The organism is Roseateles asaccharophilus (genome assembly GCF_004362405.1).
GTDB lineage: Bacteria > Pseudomonadota > Gammaproteobacteria > Burkholderiales > Burkholderiaceae_C > Kinneretia > Kinneretia asaccharophila.
The window spans coordinates 40368-63519 of record NZ_SNXE01000013.1; the positions used below are offsets into that span (position 1 = coordinate 40368).

At 67.8% G+C, this 23152-nt stretch carries 16 protein-coding genes and 2 pseudogenes; 8 read left to right on the forward strand and 10 right to left on the reverse strand.

All coding sequences use genetic code 11. The annotated features are described in order from the left end of the window. Nucleotides 1-43 precede the first annotated feature (43 nt). From dksA to hslU, 4 genes are all read left to right on the forward strand, one after another. Complete coding sequence (gene dksA / locus DFR39_RS19080) at nt 44-742, forward strand: RNA polymerase-binding protein DksA (RefSeq protein ID WP_211343915.1); 699 nt, start codon at nt 44-46, stop codon at nt 740-742. A 146-nt stretch (nt 743-888) separates the two neighbouring features. Next, nucleotides 889-2685 carry an STAS domain-containing protein gene (locus tag DFR39_RS19085; RefSeq protein ID WP_133605435.1) on the forward strand — a complete coding sequence of 599 codons (1797 nt, stop codon included), beginning with the start codon at nt 889-891 and terminating at the stop codon, nt 2683-2685. 134 nt (nt 2686-2819) lie between these two features. Then, nucleotides 2820-3383, forward strand: coding sequence for an ATP-dependent protease subunit HslV (hslV, locus tag DFR39_RS19090; RefSeq protein ID WP_133605436.1), 564 nt, complete (start codon nt 2820-2822; stop codon nt 3381-3383). 5 nt (nt 3384-3388) lie between these two features. Continuing rightward, complete coding sequence (hslU, locus tag DFR39_RS19095; protein WP_133605437.1) at nt 3389-4693, forward strand: ATP-dependent protease ATPase subunit HslU; 1305 nt, start codon at nt 3389-3391, stop codon at nt 4691-4693. A 47-nt stretch (nt 4694-4740) separates the two neighbouring features. Here the strand turns inward: hslU and DFR39_RS19100 are convergent, their stop codons facing one another. Beyond that, nucleotides 4741-5511 carry a type III pantothenate kinase gene (locus DFR39_RS19100; RefSeq protein ID WP_133605438.1) on the reverse strand — a complete coding sequence of 257 codons (771 nt, stop codon included), beginning with the start codon at nt 5509-5511 and terminating at the stop codon, nt 4741-4743. A 154-nt stretch (nt 5512-5665) separates the two neighbouring features. On the opposite strand from DFR39_RS19100, the gene DFR39_RS20435 reads away from it, so the two are divergent. From DFR39_RS20435 to DFR39_RS20470, 3 genes and pseudogenes are all read left to right on the forward strand, one after another. Continuing rightward, the gene (locus tag DFR39_RS20435; RefSeq protein ID WP_133605439.1) at nt 5666-7204 is read left to right on the forward strand and encodes a methyl-accepting chemotaxis protein; all 1539 of its coding nucleotides are present in this window, start codon (nt 5666-5668) and stop codon (nt 7202-7204) included. A 116-nt stretch (nt 7205-7320) separates the two neighbouring features. Then, a pseudogene (locus tag DFR39_RS20465) lies at nt 7321-8034 on the forward strand (MCP four helix bundle domain-containing protein); the annotation flags it as partial. A gap of 216 nt (nt 8035-8250) precedes the next feature. Continuing rightward, nucleotides 8251-8811: pseudogene (locus DFR39_RS20470) on the forward strand (methyl-accepting chemotaxis protein); the annotation flags it as partial. Here the strand turns inward: DFR39_RS20470 and cobA are convergent. The 8 genes from cobA to DFR39_RS19150 form a co-directional block, all read right to left on the reverse strand. Continuing rightward, entirely contained in the window at nt 8770-9546 is a 777-nt protein-coding gene (gene cobA / locus DFR39_RS19115) for a uroporphyrinogen-III C-methyltransferase (RefSeq protein WP_133605441.1), read from the reverse strand. The pseudogene DFR39_RS20470 and the gene cobA overlap by 42 nt on opposite strands. After that, a complete protein-coding gene (locus DFR39_RS19120) occupies nt 9543-12362 on the reverse strand; it encodes a nitrate reductase (protein ID WP_133605442.1) in 2820 nt (939 codons plus the stop codon). The genes cobA and DFR39_RS19120 overlap by 4 nt, the downstream gene beginning before the upstream one ends. A gap of 10 nt (nt 12363-12372) precedes the next feature. After that, nucleotides 12373-12753, reverse strand: a complete 381-nt coding sequence (nirD, locus tag DFR39_RS19125) for a nitrite reductase small subunit NirD (protein ID WP_133605443.1) — start codon at nt 12751-12753, stop codon at nt 12373-12375. Nucleotides 12754-12764: 11 nt separating this feature from the next. After that, entirely contained in the window at nt 12765-15230 is a 2466-nt protein-coding gene (gene nirB / locus DFR39_RS19130; protein WP_133605469.1) for a nitrite reductase large subunit NirB, read from the reverse strand. A gap of 85 nt (nt 15231-15315) precedes the next feature. Beyond that, nucleotides 15316-16122, reverse strand: coding sequence for an ABC transporter ATP-binding protein (locus DFR39_RS19135; protein WP_211343916.1), 807 nt, complete (start codon nt 16120-16122; stop codon nt 15316-15318). A gap of 3 nt (nt 16123-16125) precedes the next feature. Then, the gene (gene ntrB / locus DFR39_RS19140) at nt 16126-17016 is read right to left on the reverse strand and encodes a nitrate ABC transporter permease (RefSeq protein WP_133605444.1); all 891 of its coding nucleotides are present in this window, start codon (nt 17014-17016) and stop codon (nt 16126-16128) included. 14 nt (nt 17017-17030) lie between these two features. Further along, nucleotides 17031-18251 carry a CmpA/NrtA family ABC transporter substrate-binding protein gene (locus DFR39_RS19145; RefSeq protein ID WP_133605445.1) on the reverse strand — a complete coding sequence of 407 codons (1221 nt, stop codon included), beginning with the start codon at nt 18249-18251 and terminating at the stop codon, nt 17031-17033. Between the two features lie 274 nt (nt 18252-18525). Then, nucleotides 18526-19197: an ANTAR domain-containing response regulator gene (locus DFR39_RS19150; protein ID WP_133605446.1), complete on the reverse strand. Its 672-nt coding sequence runs from the start codon at nt 19195-19197 to the stop codon at nt 18526-18528. A 142-nt stretch (nt 19198-19339) separates the two neighbouring features. Here DFR39_RS19150 and icmF point away from each other — a divergent pair, with 142 nt between their 5' ends. Next, nucleotides 19340-22630: a fused isobutyryl-CoA mutase/GTPase IcmF gene (gene icmF, locus DFR39_RS19155; RefSeq protein ID WP_133605447.1), complete on the forward strand. Its 3291-nt coding sequence runs from the start codon at nt 19340-19342 to the stop codon at nt 22628-22630. On the opposite strand, the gene DFR39_RS19160 is transcribed toward icmF, so the two are convergent. After that, nucleotides 22631-23113, reverse strand: a complete 483-nt coding sequence (locus tag DFR39_RS19160) for a hypothetical protein (protein ID WP_133605448.1) — start codon at nt 23111-23113, stop codon at nt 22631-22633. Nucleotides 23114-23152: the final 39 nt, after the last annotated feature.

Genomic DNA, 23152 nt, shown 5'->3' on the forward strand with positions numbered 1-23152 from the left:
CAGGTATAAGACCTCTTTCGAGGTAACGCGAGGAGACTCCGACGTGAGCAAGACACCGGCCCCCAAACCCGCCCCGGCCAAGACGGCCCTCAAGGCGGCCAAGGGCGCTGCCAAGTCCGAGGCCCCGGCCCCGGAGGCGGAAAGCGCCGGCGTCGCCACCCTGGAGGCGGCAGCTACCTCGTCCTCACACACTGGCGGCAGCCGCTTTACCGACCGTTTTGCCCCTCCCAAGCCGCCCACGCGATCCATGAGTACGCCCGTGATTGAAACGTCCAAAAGCGCCGTCAAGGCCGACCCGAAACTCGCCAATGCTTGGAAAACCAAGTCCGGCCACGAGCTGACCGATGCCGAAGTGCTGGCTATGCCCGAGTCGGAGTACATGAATGACAAGCAGATCGAGTTCTTCCGCGCCAAGCTCAATGAGCTGAAGGACGGCTTGCTGTCCAACGCCGGAGAAACCACCGAGCATCTGCGCGAAGACACCTCCATCGTGCCCGACCCGGCCGACCGCGCCACCATCGAGGAAGAGCACGCCCTGGAGTTGCGCACCCGCGACCGCGAGCGCAAGCTGCTCAAGAAGATCATGCAGTCCCTGGCCCGCCTGGACAACGGCGAGTACGGCTACTGCGATGAGACCGGCGAACCCATCGGTCTGGGCCGTCTGATCGCCCGTCCTACGGCCACCCTCTCGCTCGAAGCCCAGCAGCGTCGCGAACTCAAGCAGAAAATGTTCGGGGACTGATGACTCCGCCCCTACGCGCTGCGCGCGCCCCCTCAAGGGGGCACGCCCCTAGGACCGGCAGAGCCGGATCCTGGGGCGTCGCTCGGCGGACTTCGGCGGGGGGCGGTCGCTAGTCGACCCTTGTTTACTAATCAGGTCCAGCGCGCATGTCAGAACCGAAAGACGGCGAGAGTTTTCTGCGCAAGGTCGCGCGCTTTGTCGCGAATCCGACCACGGACTGGGCCGAGATCAATTCGCGCCAGGATGATCCCGAGGGGGATCTCGCCAAAGCCGAGTTGCGCGCCATGGTCGAGCGCAAGCGCCGCAATGACTTCGTGCGCAAGCGCGAGCTGGACATGCTGCGCCGCATACGCCAGGAAGGCCTGAGCCCGGAGCAGCTGGCGGCCCTGGGGAGCTCTTCGCGCATCGACGAGATGGAGCGCGCCAACAGCGGGCTCAATTCCAAGATCGACCACGGGGTCAAGGCCAAGATCGATCAGATCGAGCAGCAGATGGTGGGCGAGAGTTTCGCGCCCACGCAGATGTCCGGCGCCTCACACCCCCCCGGCTTTTTCGAGACCAGCACCCGGCCGGTGCATTTCGAACCCACCGTGCCGGACGAGCCGCGGGCCTCCGAGCGCCCCGGAGCCACCCTGGAATGGCGGGATACGCCCCCCGCCCCGGCGGCCGCGGTCATGGGCGGCGGTCTGCCCCCGCTCTCGGATGCCAAGCCCAGCCGTCTGCCCAGCGTGCCGACGCTGACGGCGGTGCATGTGCCAAGCCCCACACCGGCGCCGGTGCCGGCACCCGTCCCAGTGCCTGCCCCTGCGCCACTGAGCTTCCGCGTCGCCGAGGATGCGGCCGTGGAGGTGGCCGAGCTGATTCATGACTCCGAGCTGGACGAGATGGTCATCGCCTTCGCGAATGCCGACTACGAGTCCTGCGAGCGCGGCCTGCTGAGTCTGGTGGACAAGGCCGGTCCGCGCCACCTGCACCCGGAAACCTGGCTGGTGCTCTTCGACTTGTACCGGGCCACGGCCCAGCAGTCCAAGTTCGAGGCCCTGGCCGTGGATTACGCCCAGCTGTTCGGCCTTTCGGCGCCGCAGTGGTTCTCCCTGCCCAAGCTCGTCGCCGAGAGCCTGAGCAAGGAGCGCGCGCCCATGGGCAGCGCCGGCGGCGTGGCCTGGGCCGCGCCCGAGTATCTGGATGCCGAGGCCGTGGCCTTGCTGGCCAAGCGCGCCCAGAACCATCCCATGCCCTGGGTCCTGGACTGGGCGCCGCTCAAGCAGCTGGACACCGAAGGCGGCGCCAAGCTGCGCGAGCTCTTCCGTGCCTGGGCAAGCCAGCAGGTCGATATGCGCTGGCTGGCGGGCGACCACCTGCTGCAGCTGCTCAAGGAACTGGCCCCGGTGGGCAACCGCGATGTGGATCCGGCGCTGTGGATGCTGCGCCTGGAGGCCTTGCGCCTGGTGAACCGCCCCGATCAGTTCGACGAAGCCGCCATCGACTACTGCGTGACCTATGAGGTGTCGCCCCCCTCCTGGGAAAAGACCAGCTGCCGGGTGCGCGTCAGCGGCCTGACCCTGTCCACCAGTTCCCCACCCGCGCCCACGGTGACCCAAGGCAGCGAACACTCCACCAGCTTCCTGGAGTCCAGCATCACCGACCCCGGCGGCCTGCCCAGCAGCGTGCAGCTGGAGCTCAGCGGCCAGCTCAGCGGAGACATCAGCGAAACCCTGCGCCTGATGAGCGGCGAGTTGCGCGCGGCCACCCAGATCACGATTGCCTGCTCGCGCCTGATTCGCCTGGACTTCATGGCGGCCGGCGATCTGCTCAACTGGGTGCTGGCGCGCCGCAGCGAGAACCGCAGCGTGACCTTCACCGACACGCACCGCCTGGTCTCCCTGTTCTTCGGTGCCATGGGCATTGATGAGCATGCGCGGATCAAAGTCCGCATCAATTGACCCACCCCTACGCGCTGCGCGCGCCCCTCTAGGGGCGAGCCCATAGGCCCGGCAGAGCCGGATCCTTGGGCTCCGCGCGGTCAAGTCAATCGCGGTGGTTGAAACTGCGGGCGGGGCCCCTATATGGAGTCGCTATGGATTCCTCTCCCTCCCAACAGCAGGCGCCGGTGTATCACGGCACCACCATCGTCTCGGTGCGGCGCAATGGCCAGGTGGCCATCGGTGGCGATGGTCAGGTGACCCTGGGCCATATCGTCGTCAAGTCCAGCGCGCGCAAGGTGCGCAAGCTCTACCGCGAGCAGGTGCTGGCCGGCTTTGCCGGCGCCACGGCCGATGCCTTCACCCTGTTCGAACGCTTCGAGGCCAAGCTGGAGAAGCACCAGGGCCATCTGGTGCGGGCCGCCGTGGAGCTGACCCGCGACTGGCGTACCGACCGCGTGTTGCGGCGTCTGGAAGCCATGCTGGCCGTGGCCGACCGCTCGGCCTCCCTCATCATCACCGGCAACGGCGATGTGCTGGAACCCGAGCAGGGCATCGTGGCCATAGGCTCCGGCGGCGCCTACGCCCAGGCCGCCGCCAAGGCCTTGCTCAACCACAGCGAGCTCGGCGCGGCCGATATCGTGAAGCAGTCCCTCACCATTGCCGGCGAGATCTGCATCTACACCAATCTGAACCACACCATCGAGACGCTGGACTGAGGCTTATGAGCATGACCCCGCAGGAGATCGTCTCCGAACTCGACCGCCATATCGTCGGCCAGAACGCCGCCAAGCGCGCCGTGGCCATTGCCCTGCGCAACCGCTGGCGCCGCCAGCAGGTGGACGAGAAGCTGCGTGCCGAGATCACGCCCAAGAACATCCTGATGATCGGCCCCACCGGCGTGGGCAAGACCGAGATCGCGCGTCGCCTGGCCAAGCTGGCCGATGCGCCCTTCATCAAGGTGGAGGCCACCAAGTTCACCGAGGTGGGCTATGTGGGCAAGGACGTGGACTCCATCGTGCGCGATCTGATGGATGTGGCCATCAAGCAGGAGCGCGAGCGCCAGATGCGCCTGCAGCGCACCCGCGCCGAGGATGCCGCCGAGGAACGCGTGCTTGACGCCCTGGTGCCCGGCAGCGAGCCGGACAACAGCACCCGCCAGCTCATGCGCAAGCGCCTGCGCGAGGGCACCATGAACGACAAGGAGATCGAGATCGACGTGCTGGAGGCCAAGCCCAGCATGGAAATTCTGGGGCCCCAGGGCATGGAGGAAATGGCCGAGCAGCTCAAGAGCATGTTCGCCCAGATGGGCGGCGCCAAGCGCAAGAGCCGCAAGCTCAAGATCGGCGAGGCGATGAAGCTGCTGGTGGACGAGGAAGCCGGCAAGCTGGTCAACGAGGACGAGATCAAGACCGCCGCCCTGCACAACGCCCAGGAGAACGGCATCGTCTTCATCGACGAGATCGACAAGGTGGCTAGCCGCTCCGACCACGGCGGCAGCACGGCCGATGTCTCGCGCCAGGGCGTGCAGCGCGATCTGCTGCCCCTGGTGGAGGGCACGACGGTCAACACCAAGTACGGCATGGTCAAGACCGATCACATGCTCTTCATCGCCTCCGGCGCCTTCCACCTGAGCAAGCCCAGCGATCTGATCCCCGAGTTGCAGGGCCGCTTCCCGATTCGTGTCGAACTCGGCTCCCTGTCGGTGGAAGACTTCGAGGCCATTCTCACCAGCACCCACGCCAGCCTGGTCAAGCAGTACCAGGCCCTGCTGGCCACCGAAGGCCTGGATCTGCAGCTCAGCAGCGACGCCATACGCCGCCTGGCCCAGATCGCCTTTGAGGTGAACGAGCGTACCGAGAACATCGGCGCGCGCCGACTGGCCACGGTGATGGAACGCCTGCTGGACGAGATCAGCTTCGACGCCCACAAGCATGCCGGTCAGACCCTGACCCTGGACGCCGCCGCCGTGGACGCCAAGCTGGGCGAGCTCGCGAAGAACGAAGATTTGAGCCGCTTCATCCTCTGACGGCTTGCCGCATTCGGCACCACGCTTGGGGGTGCCGGGCAGGCCGCTCAGAGCGCCAGCCGGTGCGACTGCAGGGTCAGGATGCCGTCGAAGATCAGGCTCTCGATCAGCTCATGGGGAATGTCCAGGGCGGGCGAGACTTTCCAGCCGGCACCGCCGGTCATCAGGGTCAGGGGCTCATGTCCGGCCCGCTTGGCCAGATGGCGGTGCATGCGCTCGATGGCGCCGGTGATGGCGTAGTTGCCGCCGCTGGTCAGCGCGTCCGAGGTATTGGTCGGGAATTCGCGCACCTCGCCCGTAGGCACCCGCAGGCCAGCCGTCCCCCCCTCCAGGGCTCGCAGCATGATGCCGTGCCCTGGCAGGATCAGCCCGCCGAGAAAGCGGCCCTGGGCGTCTAGGGCGTCCACGGTCACGGCCGTTCCAATCATCACCACCAGACAGGCGCGGGCCGGGCCACGCGCCAGCACATGGTGCCGCGCCCCGATCTGGGCCACAAAGCGATCGGCGCCCAGCCGACCCGGATGGTCATAGCCATTGATCACCCCACCCGCCTGCGCGCTGGAGACCACCCAGCGCGGCTCCACATCCCAGAGCTCCATCTGTTCTTCCACGCGGCGGCGCACCGCGTCTCCGGCCACATTGCAGCCCAGCATGGTGCGGGGCGGCTGAGGCAGGTTCTGCCAGCCGCGCTCGGCCAAGCGTTCGATGTTCTCAAGAAATTCAGCCCCATGCGCAAGCAGAGCCGCACCGGGCTGCGGGGTCGCGTAAAGCGCCCACTTCAGGCGCGTATTGCCGATATCGATGGCCAGAAAGCTCATGGCGTGAAATATTGAGGGGCGAGAGCGTTGCCCAAAGCCTAACAGAGGCTCAAGCTAGCGAGACTTCGCGCCGATATCGAGCGATAGGACGCTCTACGTTCGGCCGACCTGCGTCCGCGATGTCCGCCAACAGCAAGTACAACGGAGACATGCCATGAAGTCGCTCTCGATCACCACCAAGCTCTGGTTGCCCATCGCTGGTCTGGCCCTGATGGTTTTGCTGATGACGGCGGTCTCCGCGAGTCGTACCGCCAAGCTGCAAGCCGAAGCACAGCTCACCCAGGCCGAGCAACAGCGCAAATTCGAGCTCGCCTTGCGCTGGCGCGGACTGACCGAGTCGAACGCCACCCGAGCCACCGCCGGGCTGCTCAGCAGCGATCCCGCCGTCGCTTCGACGCTCAAGCCGCAGATCGAAGCCACCACGGCCACCATCTCGGAGATGCAAAAAGAGCTGGAAGGGCTGGCCAACTCGGCGCCGGAGAAGGCAGTCATGGCCCGCATCGCCGAGACTCGCAAGAGCTACATCGCCATACGCAACGAAGCCAGCAAGCTCAAGAGCGAGGGCCAGGCCGAGGCCTCTGTGCAATTGCTGCAAAGCAAGATGCAGCCGGCCATCGCCACCTATCTGGAAGCCCAGGCCGACTTTGTGAAACTGCAGCAACAGCGCTCCGGGGAACTGCGCGAGCAGGCCGGTGCACAGCGCATGCGCACGGTGTGGATGGTTGCCGGCGCGATGAGTCTCATCACACTGGCCCTGGCTGTCGCGACGGCCTATCAGGTGCGGTCGATTGCCATGCCGCTGCGCGAACTGGTGCGTGAGGCCGAGCGCATCGGCTCGGGCGATCTGGCCGCCGCGCCCCTGAGCCAGCGCAGTGACGAGATCGGCGAGGTGCAGCGTGCCCTGGCCGCCATGCGCGAGGCCCTGGCCCGGGCCCTGTCCCAAGTGCGCCACAGCGCCGACAGCATACAGACCGCCAGTGCCGAGATCGCCAGCGGCAATGCCGACCTCTCTACCCGCACCGAGCAGACCGCCTCCAATCTGCAGCAGACCGCCAGCTCCATGAGCCAGCTCACCGGCGCCGTGCGCCAGAGCGCCGACGCCGCCGGCACGGCCAATCAGCTGGCCACGAGCGCGGCCGAGGTGGCGCAACGGGGCGGCGCCGTGGTGGGGCAGGTGGTCAGCACCATGGGCGAGATCAATGACAGCTCGCGCAAGATCTCCGACATCATCGGCACCATCGACGGCATCGCCTTCCAGACCAATATCCTGGCCCTGAACGCGGCCGTGGAAGCCGCCCGCGCGGGCGAGCAGGGTCGCGGCTTTGCCGTGGTGGCCGGCGAGGTTCGCAGCCTGGCCCAGCGCTCGGCCTCGGCGGCGCGCGAGATCAAAGCGCTGATCGGCAACAGCGTGGAACGGGTGGAGGCCGGCACCCGTCTGGTGCAGGACGCCGGCAGCACCATGAACGAGATCGTGGCCAGCGTGCAGCGCGTGGCCGACATCATTGCCGAGATCGGCGCCGGGGCGGGCGAGCAAAGCCAGGGCATCAGCACGATCAACACGGCGGTTAACCAGCTTGACCAAATGACCCAGCAAAATGCGGCCCTGGTGGAAGAGAGTGCCGCCGCGGCAGAGTCTCTGAAGGATCAGGCTCAGCGCCTGTCCGAGGTGGTCGCCACCTTCAGGCTGGGCTGAGTGCGCCGCTCACCAACCAAAAGCTTGAACGAGATAGAGGAACTTCCATGCCCCTGCGCCTGCGCGATCTGAACATACGCCCCCGGCTGCTGCTGGGTTTCAGCATCCTCCTGCTGATGGCCGCGCTGCTGGCGGGGCTGGGCGGTTTCGGCCTGCGCGTGGCGCACCAGGCCTTGCAGGGCATCACCCAGCAGCTGATCCCGGCCAACAATGTGACAGTGGCCGCCCGCACCCGGCTGATCGAGAGCCGCGCGGCCAGCAATGGCCTGGTCGCCTCCATCTTCAACAACGAGGAAATGGCGCGCTACCAGAAAGCCTGGCTCGACGCCCAGCAAGGCCTCGACAAGGCCATGGACGAGTTCGGCGCGCTGGCCAGAAGCGAGGAACAGCAGGCCAATCTGCGCAAATTCCGCGGCCATATCGAGACCTATCGCAAGGCCGTGGCCCCGGTCGCCAAGACACTGCTGGACAACGGCTACCCCGAGGCCAAGGAGGCCATGGCCGAGATGAAGCAGGCGGACGCCGCCTTCGAGCCGGCCCTGACCATGCTGATGGGCATTGAGGCCACGCTGAGCAAGAGCTCCAGCGAAGTCTTTTCGCAAGTCGACAGCCTAGTCAGCCGCCTGTTCGGCGGCCTGGTCCTGGCTTTTCTGGTCTGCTGCGCCCTGGGTGCCGTGCTCGCCTGGCGCATCTCGCACTCCGTGGTCGCCCCGCTGATGGAGGCCCGCGGTTTCGCCGCCCGCATGGCCAAGGGTGATCTCAGCCCGGCACGCCCGGTGCAGGGCCAGGATGAGGCGGCGCAAATGCTGCACTCCCTGGGCGAGATGCAGCATTCGCTGGCCCAGATCGTGGGCCAGGTGCGTGAGGCCTCGGAAAGCATTCAGACCGCCAGTGCCGAGGTGGCTAGCGGCAATCTGGACCTGAGCCAGCGCACCGAGCAGACCGCCAGCAATCTGCAACAGGCCGCCAGCGCCATGGGCGAGCTGACCGAGGGCGTGAGCCACAGCGCTGACGCCGCGGGCAATGCCAAGCAGCTGGCCGGCAGCGCCGCCGAGGTCGCGCAACGCGGCGGCGCCGTGGTGGGTCAGGTGGTCAGCACCATGGACGAGATCAACACCAGCTCCAAGAAGATTGCCGACATCATCGGCACCATCGACGGCATCGCCTTCCAGACCAATATCCTGGCGCTGAACGCGGCCGTGGAGGCCGCACGGGCCGGCGAGCAGGGCCGCGGCTTTGCCGTGGTGGCGGGCGAGGTGCGCAGCCTGGCCCAGCGCAGCGCTGAGGCCGCCCGCGAGATCAAGACCCTGATCGGCAGCAGCGTGGAGCGGGTGGAGGCCGGCGCGCGTCTGGTGCAGAACGCCGGCAGCACCATGGACGAGATCGTGGCCAGCGTGCAGCGCGTCTCCGACATCATTGGCGAGATCAGCGCCGCGGCCAGCGAGCAGAGCGGCGGCATCCAGCGGGTCAACGGCACGGTGGGCGAGCTGGATCAGATGACGCAGCAGAACGCGGCCCTGGTGGAGCAGAGCGCGGCCGCGGCCGCCTCGCTCAAGGATCAGGCCCTACGCCTGTCGGAGCTGATGAGCCGCTTCCGCCTGAGCTGAGGCCCAGGCCCCCAGGGCCCCCACCTCGCCGATCACCAGCACCGCCGGGCTGCCCAGGCCCGGCTCACGCGCCAGCAGCGCGCACAGACCGTCCAGGGTGCTCAGGGCCTGCTGCTGCCGCTCGGTATGGGCGGCCGCGACCACGGCCACCGGCATATCGCCGCACATGCCCCCCTCACGCAGAGCAGCCACGATCTGCTCGCAGCGCGCCACGCCCATATAGACCACCAGGGTCAGGCCGCTGCGCGCCAGGGCCGCCCAGTCGGGCGCACGCCCGCCCTCCCCGCTATGCCCCGTCACCAGGGCCACGCCGGGCGTGCAGCGTCTATCCGTTACCGGAATGCCCGCCGCCGCCGGGCCGGCAATGCCGGCCGTCAGGCCGCTGACGACCTCCACGGCCAGTCCGGCGGCACGCAACGCATCGGCCTCCTCGCCCCCACGGCCGAACACAAAGGGATCGCCCCCCTTGAGCCGCACGACGCGGCGCCCGGCCCGGGCCTCGCGCACCATCAGCTCCTCGATGAAGCGCTGGTCCGTGGAGATGCAGCCACCACGCTTGCCCACGCGCAGCAGCCGCGTCTGCGGGCCGATCAGCGCCAGCACCCGCGCATCCACCAGATCGTCGCTGAGCACCACATCGGCGGCTTGCAGGCGCCGGAGTGCGCGCAGGGTCAGCAGCTCGGGGTCGCCGGGACCGGCGCCCACCAGGGCCACGGGATGGAGCACAGGGGTCATACCGTCACCTCCGCGGACGTGGTTTCCACCAGGCGCCGCAGCGCCGGCAGGCAAGAGCCACACTGCGTGCCGCACTTCAGCGCCGCCTGCAGGGATCGCAGCCGCTCCGCCGGCGCACCGTGGCAGTGAAGAAGCTCGGAGCGGATGCGCGCCGCCGAGACATCGAAGCAGTTGCAAACCTGCGGGCTGCGCGCCGTCGGCGCGCGGGCGGCGAGGTCGGCCGGCGGTGCCTCGGGGCTGAGCAGCCAGCGGCCGAAAGGCGCCACCGGCGCGGCCTCGCGCCAGAGCTGGGTCAGCCAGGCGCCTTCGTCGCCTTCGCCGATGCGCAGCACGGCCTGCAGGCGCGCGTTCTCGCCCTCGCCCGCCAGGCGCAGCAGGCGGCAGCGGCCGCGACGGATGTCCGCATAGCGCAGCACCGGCGCGGTGCCGGCCTTGGCCGGTCCGGCCAGGCCCAGCGCTGCGGCCATGCGCTGCTGCAGCTCGGCGCTAGGCTGCGTGGCGGCCGCCGCGACGAAGAGCCAGCCCTGCTGGCCGGAGAACTCACCCTGGCCCGCCAGCGGCGTGCACTGCGTGTAGTCGAACTCGCCCATCAGCACGCGCAAGCGCGCACGCAGCGCCGCGCCCTCTTCGGCAGGCACCCAGGCGGCGGCTGCGATGCGCCAGGGCAGCTGCACCGGCTCGACCCTCACCGCGCTGTACTTCAGCTCGGGCTGGCGCGAGTCGGGGCAGAAGCGCGGCTGCGTCAGCGCGTTGACGCCCCGCAGCGGCACGCCCCTGGCATCACGGCCACCGATGAACTCATCGCCCCAGTGCATGGGCAGCCAGGCCTGGGCCGGGCCGACCGCATCGTCGGCCTGCAGCGGCAGCAGCAGTTCGCCGCGGCGCGAACGCACGCGCACCAGCTCGCCGCTCTTCAGATGGCGGCGCAGCAGGTCCTGCGGGTTCATGCGCAGCGCCGGCTGCGGCTCGGATTCGAACAGGCGGTCCACGGTGCCGCTGCGGCTCATGCCATGCCACTGGTCGCGCATGCGGCCGGTGGACAGCGTCAGCGGATGGCGCGCATCGCAGCCCTCGGCCGCCGGGCCATGCGGCTTGGCGACGAAGCGGGCGCGACCGTTGGCGGTGGCAAAGCGGCCGTCCTCATAGAGACGCTGGCGACCTGCGCCCGCGCCTTCGGGATAGGGCCATTGCTGCGGCCCCTGCGCGTCGAGCAGCGCCCAGCTCAGGCCGGAGATGTCCAGATCGCGGCCGCGCGTCGCCTCGCGGTGCTCGAGCCAGAGCTGCTCGGGCGTGTCAAAGGCAAACAGCGAGGTGGCCGCGCCGGGGCGCAGGCGCTGCTCCAGCCGGCGGGCGATGTCGCTGACGATCGCCCAATCTGCGCGCGCCTGGCCGGGCGGCGGCACCGCCGCACGCACCCGGCTGATGCGGCGCTCGCTGTTGGTGACCGTGCCGTCCTTCTCGCCCCAGGTGGCGGCCGGCAGCAGCAGGTCGGCATAGGCCGCGGTGGCGGTGTCGGCAAAGGCCTCCTGCAGCACGACGAACTCGCAAGCAGCCAGCGCCGCGCGTACCAGCGCCTGCTCGGGCATCGACTGTGCGGGGTTGGTGCAGGCAATCCACAGCGCCTTGATCTCGCCGCGCGCGGCGGCCTCGAACAGCTCCACCGCGGTCTTGCCCGGCGTCTCGGGCAGGGCCTCGACACCCCAGAGGCGCGCGATCTCGGCGCGGTCGGCGGCGCTGGCCGGGTCGCGGTGGCCGGGCAGCAACGTGGCCATGCCGCCGGCCTCGCGGCCGCCCATCGCATTGGGCTGGCCGGTCAGCGAGAAGGGGCCGGCGCCGGCACGGCCGATCTGGCCGGTGGCCAGATGCAGATTGATCAGCGCGGTGTTCTTGGCGGTGCCGCGGCTGCTCTGGTTCAGGCCCATGCAGTACAGCGACAGCGTGGCCGGCGAGGCGGCGAACAGCCGCGCCGCCTCGAGCAGCTGCTCTTCCTTGATGCCGCAGGTCTTCGCGGCCCAGGCCGGCGTGCTGCTGCGCACCAGGGCCTTCAGCGCATCGAAGCCTTCGGTGTGCTGCGCGATGAAGTCGGCGGCGATCCAGCCCTCCCAGACGCAAGCGTGCAGCATGCCGTTGAACAGCGCGATGTCGGTGCCGGGCAGGATCTGCAGATGCAGGTCGGCGAGCTCGGCCGTCTCGGTGCGGCGCGGGTCGACGACGATGATCTTGCTGTGCGGCCGGGCCTCGCGCGCCGCCTCGATGCGGCGGAACAGGATGGGATGCGCCCAGGCCGGGTTGGCACCGGCGATGAACAGGCAGTCGGCCTGCTCGATGTCCTGATAACTGGCCGGCGGCGCGTCAGCACCCAGCGCCTGCTTGTAGCCCGACACCGCCGAGCTCATGCACAGCCGCGAGTTGCTGTCGATATTGTTGGTGCCGACCAGGGCCCGCGCCAGCTTGTTGAAGGCGTGATAGTCCTCGGTGAGCAGCTGGCCGGAGATGTAGAAGCCAATCGCGTCCGGCCCATGCGCGGCCCGCACGGCCGCCAGGCGCTCGGCCACCTGCTCGGCCGCGGCATCCCAGGCCAGCGGCTGCGGCGCGGCGCCGCGCTCCAGGCGCTGCAAGGGCTGCAGCAGGCGGCGGGTCTGAAGCACCACCGGCGTGGCGCTCAGGTGCAGGGTCGAACCCTTGCTGCACAGCCGGCCGAAGTTGGCCGGATGTTCCGGATCGCCGCGCACCCCGGTGATCTGCGCGCCCTCGCTCTCGATGATGACGCCGCAGCCGACACCGCAGTAGGGACAGGTGGAGCGCGTCTCCCGCATGGTGTCGCCCTCAGCAAGCAGCCCGGGTGCAGGGGCCGGCTTTGACCGGCTCCAGATCAATGGCCACGGTGTCCAGCTCCTGCTGGTTCAGCTGCACCTGACCGTTGTCGATGCGTACCGAGAAGCGCGGCGTGCTGCCCTCGTCGGGTTCACGCGCACAGCCGGTGGCGAGCTCGATGGTCCAGTTGTGCAGCGGGCAGGCCACCGCCGCGCCGAACACGATGCCCTGACTCAGCGGGCCGGCCTTGTGCGGGCAGCGGTCCAGCAGCGCGAACACCTCGTTGGCGCCGGTGCGAAACAGCGCCACCTGCGGCCCCTGGGCGCGCTGCACGCGGCGCGAGCCCAGCAGCGGGATGTCCTCGACCGCGCAAATCGTCTTCCAGTCGCTCATCGTCGCATTCCTCACAAAGCTTCAAACTGGCGCAGGTCGACCTTGGCCTTGTCGAAGTCGAACCAGGGATCGGGCTCGCCGTCCAGCGCGTACTGCAGCTCGGCCCAAAGGGCCTGGCGGCCCTCGTGATCGTCGAGGATCTTCTTCTTCACATAATCCAGGCCCACGCGGCTGATGTAGTGGCAGGTCCGCTCCAGGTACCAGCCTTCCTTGCGGTAGAGCTGCAGGAAGGCGCCCGAGTACTCCAGCACCTCCTGCGGCGTCTTCACCTTGCAGAAGAAGTGCGCGACCTCGGTCTTGATGCCGCCGTTGCCGCCGACATAGAGCTCCCAGCCGGAGTCCACGCCGATCACGCCCACGTCCTTGATGCCCGATTCGGCGCAGTTGCGCGGGCAGCCCGACACCGCAAGCTTGACCTTGTGCGGCGCATACATGCGCCACAGCGCGCGCTCCAGGTCCTTGCCCATCTGCGTGCTGTCCTGCGTGCCCATGCGGCACCACTCGCTGCCCACGCAGGTTTTCACGGTGCGCAGCGCCTTGGCATAGGCGTGGCCCGAGGGCATGCCGATGTCCTTCCAGACATTGACCAGGTCTTCCTTCTTCACGCCCAGCAGGTCGATGCGCTGGCCGCCGGTGACCTTGACCGTGGGGATCTGGTACTTGTCCACCACGTCGGCGATGCGGCGCAGCTCGGACGAGTTCGTCTCCCCGCCCCACATGCGCGGAATCACCGAGTAGCTGCCGTCCTTCTGGATATTGGCGTGGCTGCGCTCGTTGATCGCACGGCTTTGCGGATCGTCCTGCGCCTCCTTGGGCCAGGACGAGATCAGGTAGTAGTTCAGCGCCGGGCGGCAGGTGGCGCAGCCGTTGGGGCTCTTCCAGTCCAGGGCCGTGTAGACCTGGTCCAGCGCGGTGAGGTGGCGGTCGACGATCGCATCGCGCACTTCCTGGTGGCTCATCTCGGTGCAGCCGCAGATGGCCTTCTTCTTGGGCGCGGCCGAGTAGTCGCCGCCGGCGGTGAACATCAGGAGCTGCTCGACCAGGCCGGTGCAGGAGCCGCAGGATGCGCTGGCCTTGGTGTGCTTGCGCACCTCGTCCAGCGTGAACAGGCCTTTTTCCTTGATCGCCTTGCAGATGCTGCCCTTGGTGACGCCGTTGCAGCCGCAGACCTCGTCGCTGTCGGCCATCGCGGCGGCCTTGTTCTGGCCCTGGTGGCCGCCGTCGCCGATATTGCTTTCGCCGAACATCAGCTTGTCGCGGATATCGGCGATCTTGCGCCCGTCGCGCAGCAGCTTGAAGTACCAGCTGCCGTCCACCGTGTCGCCGTAGAGGCAGGCGCCGACCAGCTGGTCGTTCTTGATCACCAGCTTTTTGTAGACGCCGGCGAAGGGATCGCTCATCACGATCTCCTCGAACTTGTCGGCGTCGGGGCCGCCCGACGCCGCCCCCATGAAGTCACCCGCGGAGAACAGGTCGATGCCGGTGACCTTGAGCTTGGTGCTGGTCTGGCTGCCCTGATAGCGGCCGATGCCGAACTCGGCCAGGTGCGTGGCGCAGACCTTGCCCTGCTCGAAGAGCGGGGCCACCAGGCCGTAGGCGATGCCGCGGTGCGCGGCGCATTCGCCCACCGCGTAGATGCGCGGGTCGGTGACGGTCTGCAGCGTGTCGGTGACGACGATGCCGCGCTTGCAGTGCAGGCCGGCGCTCTCGGCCAGCGTGGTGTTGGGGCGGATGCCGGCGGCCATCACCACCAGATCGGCGGGGATCTCGCTGCCATCTTTGAAGCGCACCGCCATCACACGACCGTCCTTGTCGCCGATCAGCGCCTCGGTCTGCGTGGCCAGGCGGAACTTCAGGCCGCGCGCCTGCAGCGATTTGCGCAGCAATTCACCCGCCTGGTCATCGAGCTGGCGCTCCATCAGCCAGTCGCCCAGGTGCACCACGGTCACCTGCATGCCGCGCAACATCAGGCCGTTGGCCGCCTCCAGGCCCAGCAGGCCGCCGCCGATCACCACCGCGTGCTGGTACTTGGCGGCCGCATCAATCATCTCCTGCGTGTCGGCGATATCGCGGTAGGCGATCACGCCGTCCAGCTCCTTGCCGGGCACCGGCAGGATGAAGGGGTTCGAGCCGGTGGCGATCAGCAGTCGGTCGTAGTCCGCCGTCGTGCCGTCCTCGGCCACCACTTGACGACGCACGCGGTCGATCTTCGCGACCTGCTTGCCCAGGTGCAGGGTGATGCCGTTCTCCTCGTACCAGCTCAGCGGGTTGAGGATGATCTCCTCCAGCGTCTGCTCGCCCGCCAGCACCGGCGAGAGCAGGATGCGGTTGTAGTTGGGGTGAGGCTCGGCGCCGAACACCGTGATGTCGTAGAGCTCGGGCGCGATCTTCAGCAGCTCTTCCAGCGTGCGCACGCCGGCCATGCCATTGCCCACCAGCACCAGACGCTGGCGCTGCGGCTTCGGGGTCTCTTCCATCGTCTCGGGCATCACATCATCTCCGGGCAGGGCTCCGCCGGCACGGTCCGCGCGCGGGGCCGTGGGGCGAGTGGATTGGGGCAATTCAGGCCGCTTCGCGGTGCTTGTGGCGGGTGTAGAGAAAGTCGATCACCGCCTTGCGCGCCTGCACATAGACGGGGTCTTCCGCCAACGCCACCCGCTGGCGGGGTCTCTCCAGCGGCACGCTCAGGATCTCGCCGATGGTGGCGGCCGGGCCGTTGCTCATCATCACGATGCGGTCGGACAGCAGCACGGCCTCGTCCACATCGTGGGTCACCATCACCACCGTGCTCTGGGTGCGGGCCACGATCTTGAGCAGCTCGTCCTGCAGATGGGCGCGGGTGAGCGCGTCCAGCGCGCCGAAGGGCTCGTCCATCAGCAGCACCTTGGGCTCCATGGCCAGGGCGCGGGCAATGCCCACGCGCTGCTTCATGCCACCGGAGATCTCGTGCGGCTTCTTGTGCATGGCGTGTCCCATGCCCACCAGGTGCAGGGCCTCGTCGGTGCGTTCGGCCAATTTGCGCTTGAGCTCTTTGCCGCCGAAGACCGACTCCACCGCCAGGTACACGTTCTCGAAGCACGTGAGCCAGGGCAGCAGGGAGTGGTTCTGGAACACCACGGCGCGCTCGGGTCCGGGCGCGGCGATCTCGCGGCCGTCACAGATCAGCGCGCCGCTGCTGGGCTGGAGCAGGCCGGCCATCAGATTGAGCAGGGTGCTCTTGCCACATCCGGAGTGGCCGATCAGGGTGATGAACTCGCCGCGCTGCACCTGCAGATGGATGTCGTGCAGGGCATGGAAGCGGCCCTTGCGGGTGTTGAACACCATTTCCGCCGCTTGAACCTCGATGAAGGCACGCTTGTCCTTGCTCATGATTCAGTCCTCGTAAGCGAAGTGACGGGCCACGGCCATCAAGGCCCATTCCAGCAGCAGGCCCACGATGCCGATCACGAAGATGGCGATGATGATGTGCTGGACATTGAGGTTGTTCCACTCGTCCCAGACCCAGAAGCCTATGCCCACGCCGCCGGTCAGCATCTCGGCCGCCACGATCACCAGCCAGGCCGTGCCCACCGAGAGGCGCACGCCGGTGAGCATGTAGGGCAGCACCGCGGGGAAGAGGATCTTGCTGATGATCTTCCACTCGCTGAGGTTCAGCACGCGCGCCACGTTCAGGTAGTCCACCGGCACCCGCTGCACGCCCACCGCGGTGTTCACCACCATGGGCCAGATGGAGCAGATGAAGATGGTCCAGATCGCGGCCGGATTGGCGCTCTTGAAGACCAGCAGGCCGATGGGCAGCCAGGCCAGAGGCGAGACCGGCTTGAGCAGGCTGATCAGGGGCGAGACCATGCGGCTGACAAACTCGAAGCGCCCGATGATGAAGCCCAGCGGAATGCCCACCGCGGCCGCCAGACCGAAGCCCACGCCCACGCGGGCCAGCGAGTTCAGGATGTTCCAGCCTATACCCTGGTCATTGGGGCCCTTGCTGTAGAAGGGGTCCGAGAACAGCTTGACGGCGGCCTCGAAGGTGGCGGCCGGCGTGGGAAAGGCGCCGCCTTTCTGGGTCAGCAGGGCCCACACGCCTATCAGCAGGGCCAGGCCCAGCAGGGGCGGCAGCACCCGCATCCACAGGGCGTTCCAGTCCAAGCCCGGGCGCGGCTTGGCGGCCACCGGCAGCGGCGCGGCGCTCGCTGGCGCGGCGGCCGCCATGGGCTGCGGTGTCGCGGCCGCTTCGCGCGGCGAATGAAAGACGGCACTGACCATGATGAACTCCTTGTTCAGGCCTTGACCTTGAAGGCGTCGGCGTACTTGGCGGGATCCTTGCCGTCCCAGACCACGCCGTCGATCAGCTTGGAGCTGCGCAGCATCTCCTTGGGCACATTGATCTTGAGCTGGCTGGCGGCCTGCTTGTAGAGCTCGATCTGGTTGATCTGGCGGGCCACGCCCAGATAGTCGGGGTGTTCCTTGAGCAGGCCCCAGCGCTTGTGCTGGGTGAGGAACCACATGCCGTCGGACAGGTAGGGGAAGTTGACCGCACCGTCGTTGAAGAACTTCATGTGGTCGGGGTCGTCCCAGGTCTTGCCCAGGCCGTTCTGGTAGCGGCCCAGGATGCGCTGGTTGATCGCATCCACGCCGGTGTTCACATAGCTCTTCTCGGCGATGGTCTCGGCCATCTTCAGCTTGTTGGACAGGCTGGCATCGATCCAGCGGCTGGCCTCCAGCACGGCCATGATCACGGCGCGCGCGGTATTGGGGTGCTTCTTGACGAAGTCCGCCGTGCTGCCCAACACCTTCTCGGGATGGTCTTTCCAGACCTCCTGCGTGGTCGCCGCGGTGATGCCAATGCCGTCCATGATGGCGCGGTGGTTCCAGGGTTCACCCACGCAGAAGCCGTCCATATTGCCCACCCGCATATTTGCCACCATCTGCGGCGGGGGCACGGTGATGACCTTGGCATCCTTCATGGGGTTCACGCCCACGCTGGCCAGCCAGTAGTACAGCCACATGGCGTGGGTGCCGGTGGGGAAGGTCTGGGCGAAGGTGTATTCACGCTTCTCGCTGGCCATGAGCTTGGCCAGCGAGGCACCGTTCACCGCGCCCTTGTCCGCCAGCTTCTTGGACAGGGTGATGGCCTGACCGTTGTTGTTCAGGGTCATGAGCACGGCCATGTCCTTCTTGGGCCCGCCCAGGCCCAGGTGCACGCCGTAGACCAGGCCGTAGAGCACATGGGCCATGTCCAGCTCGCCGTTGACCAGCTTGTCGCGCACGCCGGCCCAGGAAGCCTCCTTGGTCGGCACGATCTTGACGCCGTACTTCTTGTCGAAGCCCAGCACCGAGGCCATGACCACCGAGGCGCAGTCGGTCAGCGGGATGAAGCCGATGCGCACCTCCTCCTTCTCGGGCTTGTCCGAGCCGGAGGCCCAGACATGCGGCGCCACCAGGCTGCTGCCCACCGCGGCCGCACCGCCCATCAGCAGCTTGCGTCGTTCCTCGCTCATCAATCCTTCTCCCCGCGTCTTGCCGTCCAACATGCCGATCTCCAGCGTCGAAAGCCAATGAAAAAGGGCGCCCGATCCCACCCTCCAGCGCGGCAGCCGCGGCAGGAAGATGGATCGGACGCCTTTGTCCTAGAACCTGTTCAGAGCGAGACCCACGCCATTGCGGGCCTCAGACCAGCTTTAGCGAGAAGCGTGCCAGCGCTTTTCCGGCCGGTCTGGCGGTTTTGCGCACCGCCGGCAGGCGGGACGGCCTCATCTTGGTGCGGGCGCCGCCTCAGGATGGGCGCAGCAGCTGATGTGCCTCGATCACGCGCTCGGCGACCACGGCCAGCGGCTCACCACGATCCATGGCCAGGCGCCGCAGGCGCTTGTAGGCCGCATCCTCGTCCAGGCCCTGCTCGCTCATCAGAATGCCCTTGGCGCGCTCGATGCTCTTGCGCCCGCTCAGCTGGGCCTGGGCCTTGTTCAGCTCCTGGCGCAGGGCCAGGTCTTGCTCGAAGCGGGCAATCGCCACCTGCAGCACCGGCGCCAGCCGTGACGGCTGCAAGCCCGCCACCACATAGGCACTCACCCCGGCCTGCAGGGCCCGCCGCATGGGGTCGTCCGCCGCATCCTCGGAGAACACCACCACCGGCCGCGGCATCTGGCTGTTGAGCAGGGCGAGGTTCTCCACCGTGTCCCGGGTGGGGGACTCGCTGTCCACGATCACCACATCGGGCTTGAGGCGCAGCACGCAATCGTGGATCAAGGTGGCGGAGTCGATCACACCCACCACCTCGCAGCCCTGGCGGGTGAGCTCCTGCCGGATCAGCTCCACCCGGTGCGCGCCGTCGTCGATCAGGAGCACGCGCAAGCCCGCCGCGCCGGGCTGGGCCGGGCTGTAAGCAGGGGGCGACGGGCTGGAGGGCTGGAGCATGGGCAGGGGCGGCAGACGGTCTGCCCTCATCGCGCAAAAAGCATGCCGCCCCACCCGGACTTGATTTGACGTTTACGTAAACGTCAATCAAACCCTAGAATCCAGCCATCCCTGCTGATAGAAAGACAGCGTGGCCGCGGCCGCCCCGAGCCGACCACGCAGGAGACAAGCCATGACCGATCTGTCCGCCGAGTACAAAGCCCTGGCCGAGTACCGCCCCGCCAACAAGGTGCGCTTCGTGACGGCCGCCAGCCTGTTTGACGGCCATGACGCCGCGATCAACATCATGCGGCGCATCCTGCAGAGCATGGGGGCCGAGGTCATCCACCTGGGCCACAACCGCTCGGTGGACGAGGTGGTGAACGCCGCGCTGCAGGAAGACGTGCAGGGCATTGCCATCAGCAGCTACCAGGGTGGCCATGTCGAGTACTTCAAGTACATGGTGGAGCTGCTGCGCGCGCGCGGCGGCGAGAACATCCAGGTCTTCGGCGGCGGCGGCGGCGTGATCGTGCCGGCCGAGATCCGCGATCTGCATGAACACGGCGTGCGCATCTACAGCCCCGAGGACGGCCAGCGCATGGGCCTGCAAGGCATGATCGGCGAGATGGTCATGCGCTGCGACCGCGATCTCTCCGAGGCCGCGCCGCAGTCGCTGGACGCCATCCGCGGCCATGGCCAGGATGCCTGGCGCGCCCTGGCCCGCCTGATCACGGCGCTGGAAAACGGCAAGGCCGATGCGGGGCTTGTGGCCGCGCTGCAGGCCGCGGCCCAGCAGATCAAGACGCCGGTGCTGGGCATCACCGGCACCGGCGGCGCGGGCAAGAGCAGCCTCACCGACGAGCTGATCCGCCGTCTGCGCCTGGACCAGGGCGACGCGCTGCGCGTGGCCGTGATCTCCATCGACCCCTCGCGCCGCAAGAGTGGCGGCGCCCTGCTGGGCGACCGCATCCGCATGAACGCCATCAGCCCTTGGCAGAACGGCGCCCGCGTCTTCATGCGCAGCCTGGCCACGCGCGACTTCGGCAGCGAGATCTCCCAGGCTCTGCCCGATGTGGTGGCCGCGGCCAAGGTGGCGGGCTTTGACCTGGTGATCGTGGAGACCTCGGGCATCGGCCAGGGCGACGCCGCCATCGTGCCGCATGTGGATGTGCCCATGTATGTGATGACGCCCGAGTTCGGCGCCGCCAGCCAGCTCGAGAAGATCGATATGCTGGACTTCGCCGAGTTCGTGGCCATCAACAAGTTCGACCGCAAGGGCGCGCTGGACGCGCTGCGCGATGTGGCCAAGCAGGTGCAGCGCAACAAGGAGGCCTGGGGCAAGCGGCCCGAGGAGATGCCGGTCTTCGGCACCATGGCCAGCCGCTTCAATGACGACGGCGTCACCGCGCTCTACCAGGCCCTGAAAGCCCGCCTGGCCGAGCTGGGTCTGAACGTTGCCGAGGGCCGCCTGCCCGCGGTGCAGACCCGCCACAGCACGCACCAGACCCCTATCGTGCCGGCCGCGCGCGTGCGCTACCTGGCCGAGATCAGCGACACCGTGCGTGGCTACAAGAAGTCGGCCCGCGCCCAGGCCCGCCTCGCGCGCGAGGCCCAGCAGCTGCGCGCTTCTATTGCCATGCTGCAGGCCGACAACCCGTCCAAGGCGGGTGCGGTCGGCGCCCTGGGTGAGCTGGCCCAGGCCCGCGAGCTGCAGCTGCTGCCCGCCAATGCCCAGCTGCTGGCGCAGTGGCCGGATATGCAGAAGGCCTATGCCGGCGACGAGTACGTGGTGAAGATCCGCGACAAGGAGATCCGCACCAGCCTGATCCACACCAGCCTCTCCGGCACCAAGATCCGCAAGGTGGTGCTGCCGCAGTACGAGTGCCATGGCGAGCTGCTCAAGTGGCTGCTGCTGGAAAACGTGCCGGGCAGCTTCCCCTACACGGCCGGCGTCTTCGCCTTCAAGCGCGAGGGCGAGGATCCCACCCGCATGTTCGCCGGCGAGGGCGATGCCTTCCGCACCAACCGCCGCTTCAAGCTGGTCAGCGAGGGCATGCCGGCCAAGCGCCTGTCCACCGCCTTCGACTCGGTCACGCTCTACGGCGCTGACCCCGACCCGCGGCCGGACATCTACGGCAAGGTGGGCAACTCCGGCGTGTCCATCGCCACGCTGGAAGACATGAAGGTGCTGTACGACGGCTTCGACCTCTGCAGCCCCACGACCAGCGTGTCCATGACCATCAACGGGCCGGCGCCCACCATCCTGGCGATGTTCATGAACACCGCCATCGACCAGCAGCTGGACAAGTTCCGCGCCGACAACGGCCGCGCCCCCACGGCCGACGAGGCCGCCAAGATCCGGGACTGGGTGCTGGCCAATGTGCGCGGCACCGTGCAGGCCGACATCCTGAAGGAAGACCAGGGCCAGAACACCTGCATCTTCTCCACCGAGTTCTCGCTCAAGGTGATGGGCGATATCGCCGAGTACTTCGTGCACCACAATGTGCGCAACTTCTACTCGGTGAGCATCTCCGGCTATCACATCGCCGAGGCGGGCGCCAACCCCATCAGCCAGCTGGCGCTGACGCTGTCCAACGGCTTCACCTTTGTGGAGGCCTATCTGGCGCGCGGCATGCACATCGACGACTTCGCGCCCAATCTGAGCTTCTTCTTCAGCAACGGCATGGACCCGGAGTACACCGTGCTGGGCCGCGTGGCGCGCCGCATCTGGGCCGTGGCCATGCGCGACAAGTACGGCGCCAACGAGCGCTCGCAAAAGCTGAAGTACCACATCCAAACCTCGGGCCGCAGCCTGCACGCCCAGGAAATCGCCTTCAACGACATCCGCACCACCCTGCAGGCCCTGATCGCGATCTACGACAACTGCAACAGCCTGCACACCAACGCCTACGACGAGGCCATCACCACGCCTACCGAGGAGAGCGTGCGCCGCGCCATGGCCATCCAGCTCATCATCAACCGCGAATGGGGCCTGGCCAAGAACGAGAACCCCAGCCAGGGCGCCTTCATCATCGAGGAGCTGACCGAGCTGGTGGAAGAGGCGGTGCTGCAGGAGTTCGAGCGCATTGCCGAGCGCGGCGGCGTGCTGGGCGCCATGGAGACCGGCTACCAGCGTGGCCGCATCCAGGAGGAAAGCCTGCACTACGAGATGCTCAAGCACACCGGCGAGTACCCCATCATCGGCGTCAACACCTTCCGCAACCCGCATGGCGACCCGGTGCCCGAGCACATCGAACTGGCCCGCTCCACCGAGGAAGAAAAGCAAAGTCAGCTCAGCCGCCTGGCCGACTTCCACCAGCGCCACGCGGCCGACGGCCCGGCCATGCTGCAGCGCCTGCAGCAGGCCGTGATCGAGAACCGCAATGTTTTCGAGGTGCTGATGGACGCGGTGCGCGTCTGCTCCCTGGGTCAGATCACCAGCGCCCTGTTCGAGGTGGGCGGCCAGTACCGCCGCAGCATGTAATCAGGCCGGGCGCTGAAAGCCGCCCTCCACCCAGGCCGTGGCGCTGGCGCGGCTGAGCTTGTAGTTCGGCCGCACCTTGACCTGGGCCAGGACCTCGTCCTCGCCCGGGGCGCGGGCACTCAGCAGGGCATAGGGCTCCAGCTCATCGGGCACGATGTCCAGGCAGACCTCCAGCACCTGCTCGCCCACATGCACGCGCAGGCTCTGGTGCAGCTGGGCATGCAGCTGCTGCTCATGGCGGCGCAGCACCTCGGAGGCCGTCTTCACCAGGGTGTTGAAGGCATTCACATCCAGTGGCTTGGGGTTCTTCTTGTCCCGCCCCATGGTCCAGGGCCCCACCAGGGCCGGCTCGCTCTCGCCCGCCAGGGTCATGGCCACGGCCCAGCCCTCGTCGTCCTCGTTCTTGATCACGCGCGCGGTCCAGCGCTCGTCCTGCCAGAGGCGAGCTTCCTGGATGATGGGGCGGTCGTCGGCGTCGGACATGGCAGGGCAGTCGGTGAACAGGGCGCGCAGCATACGCCA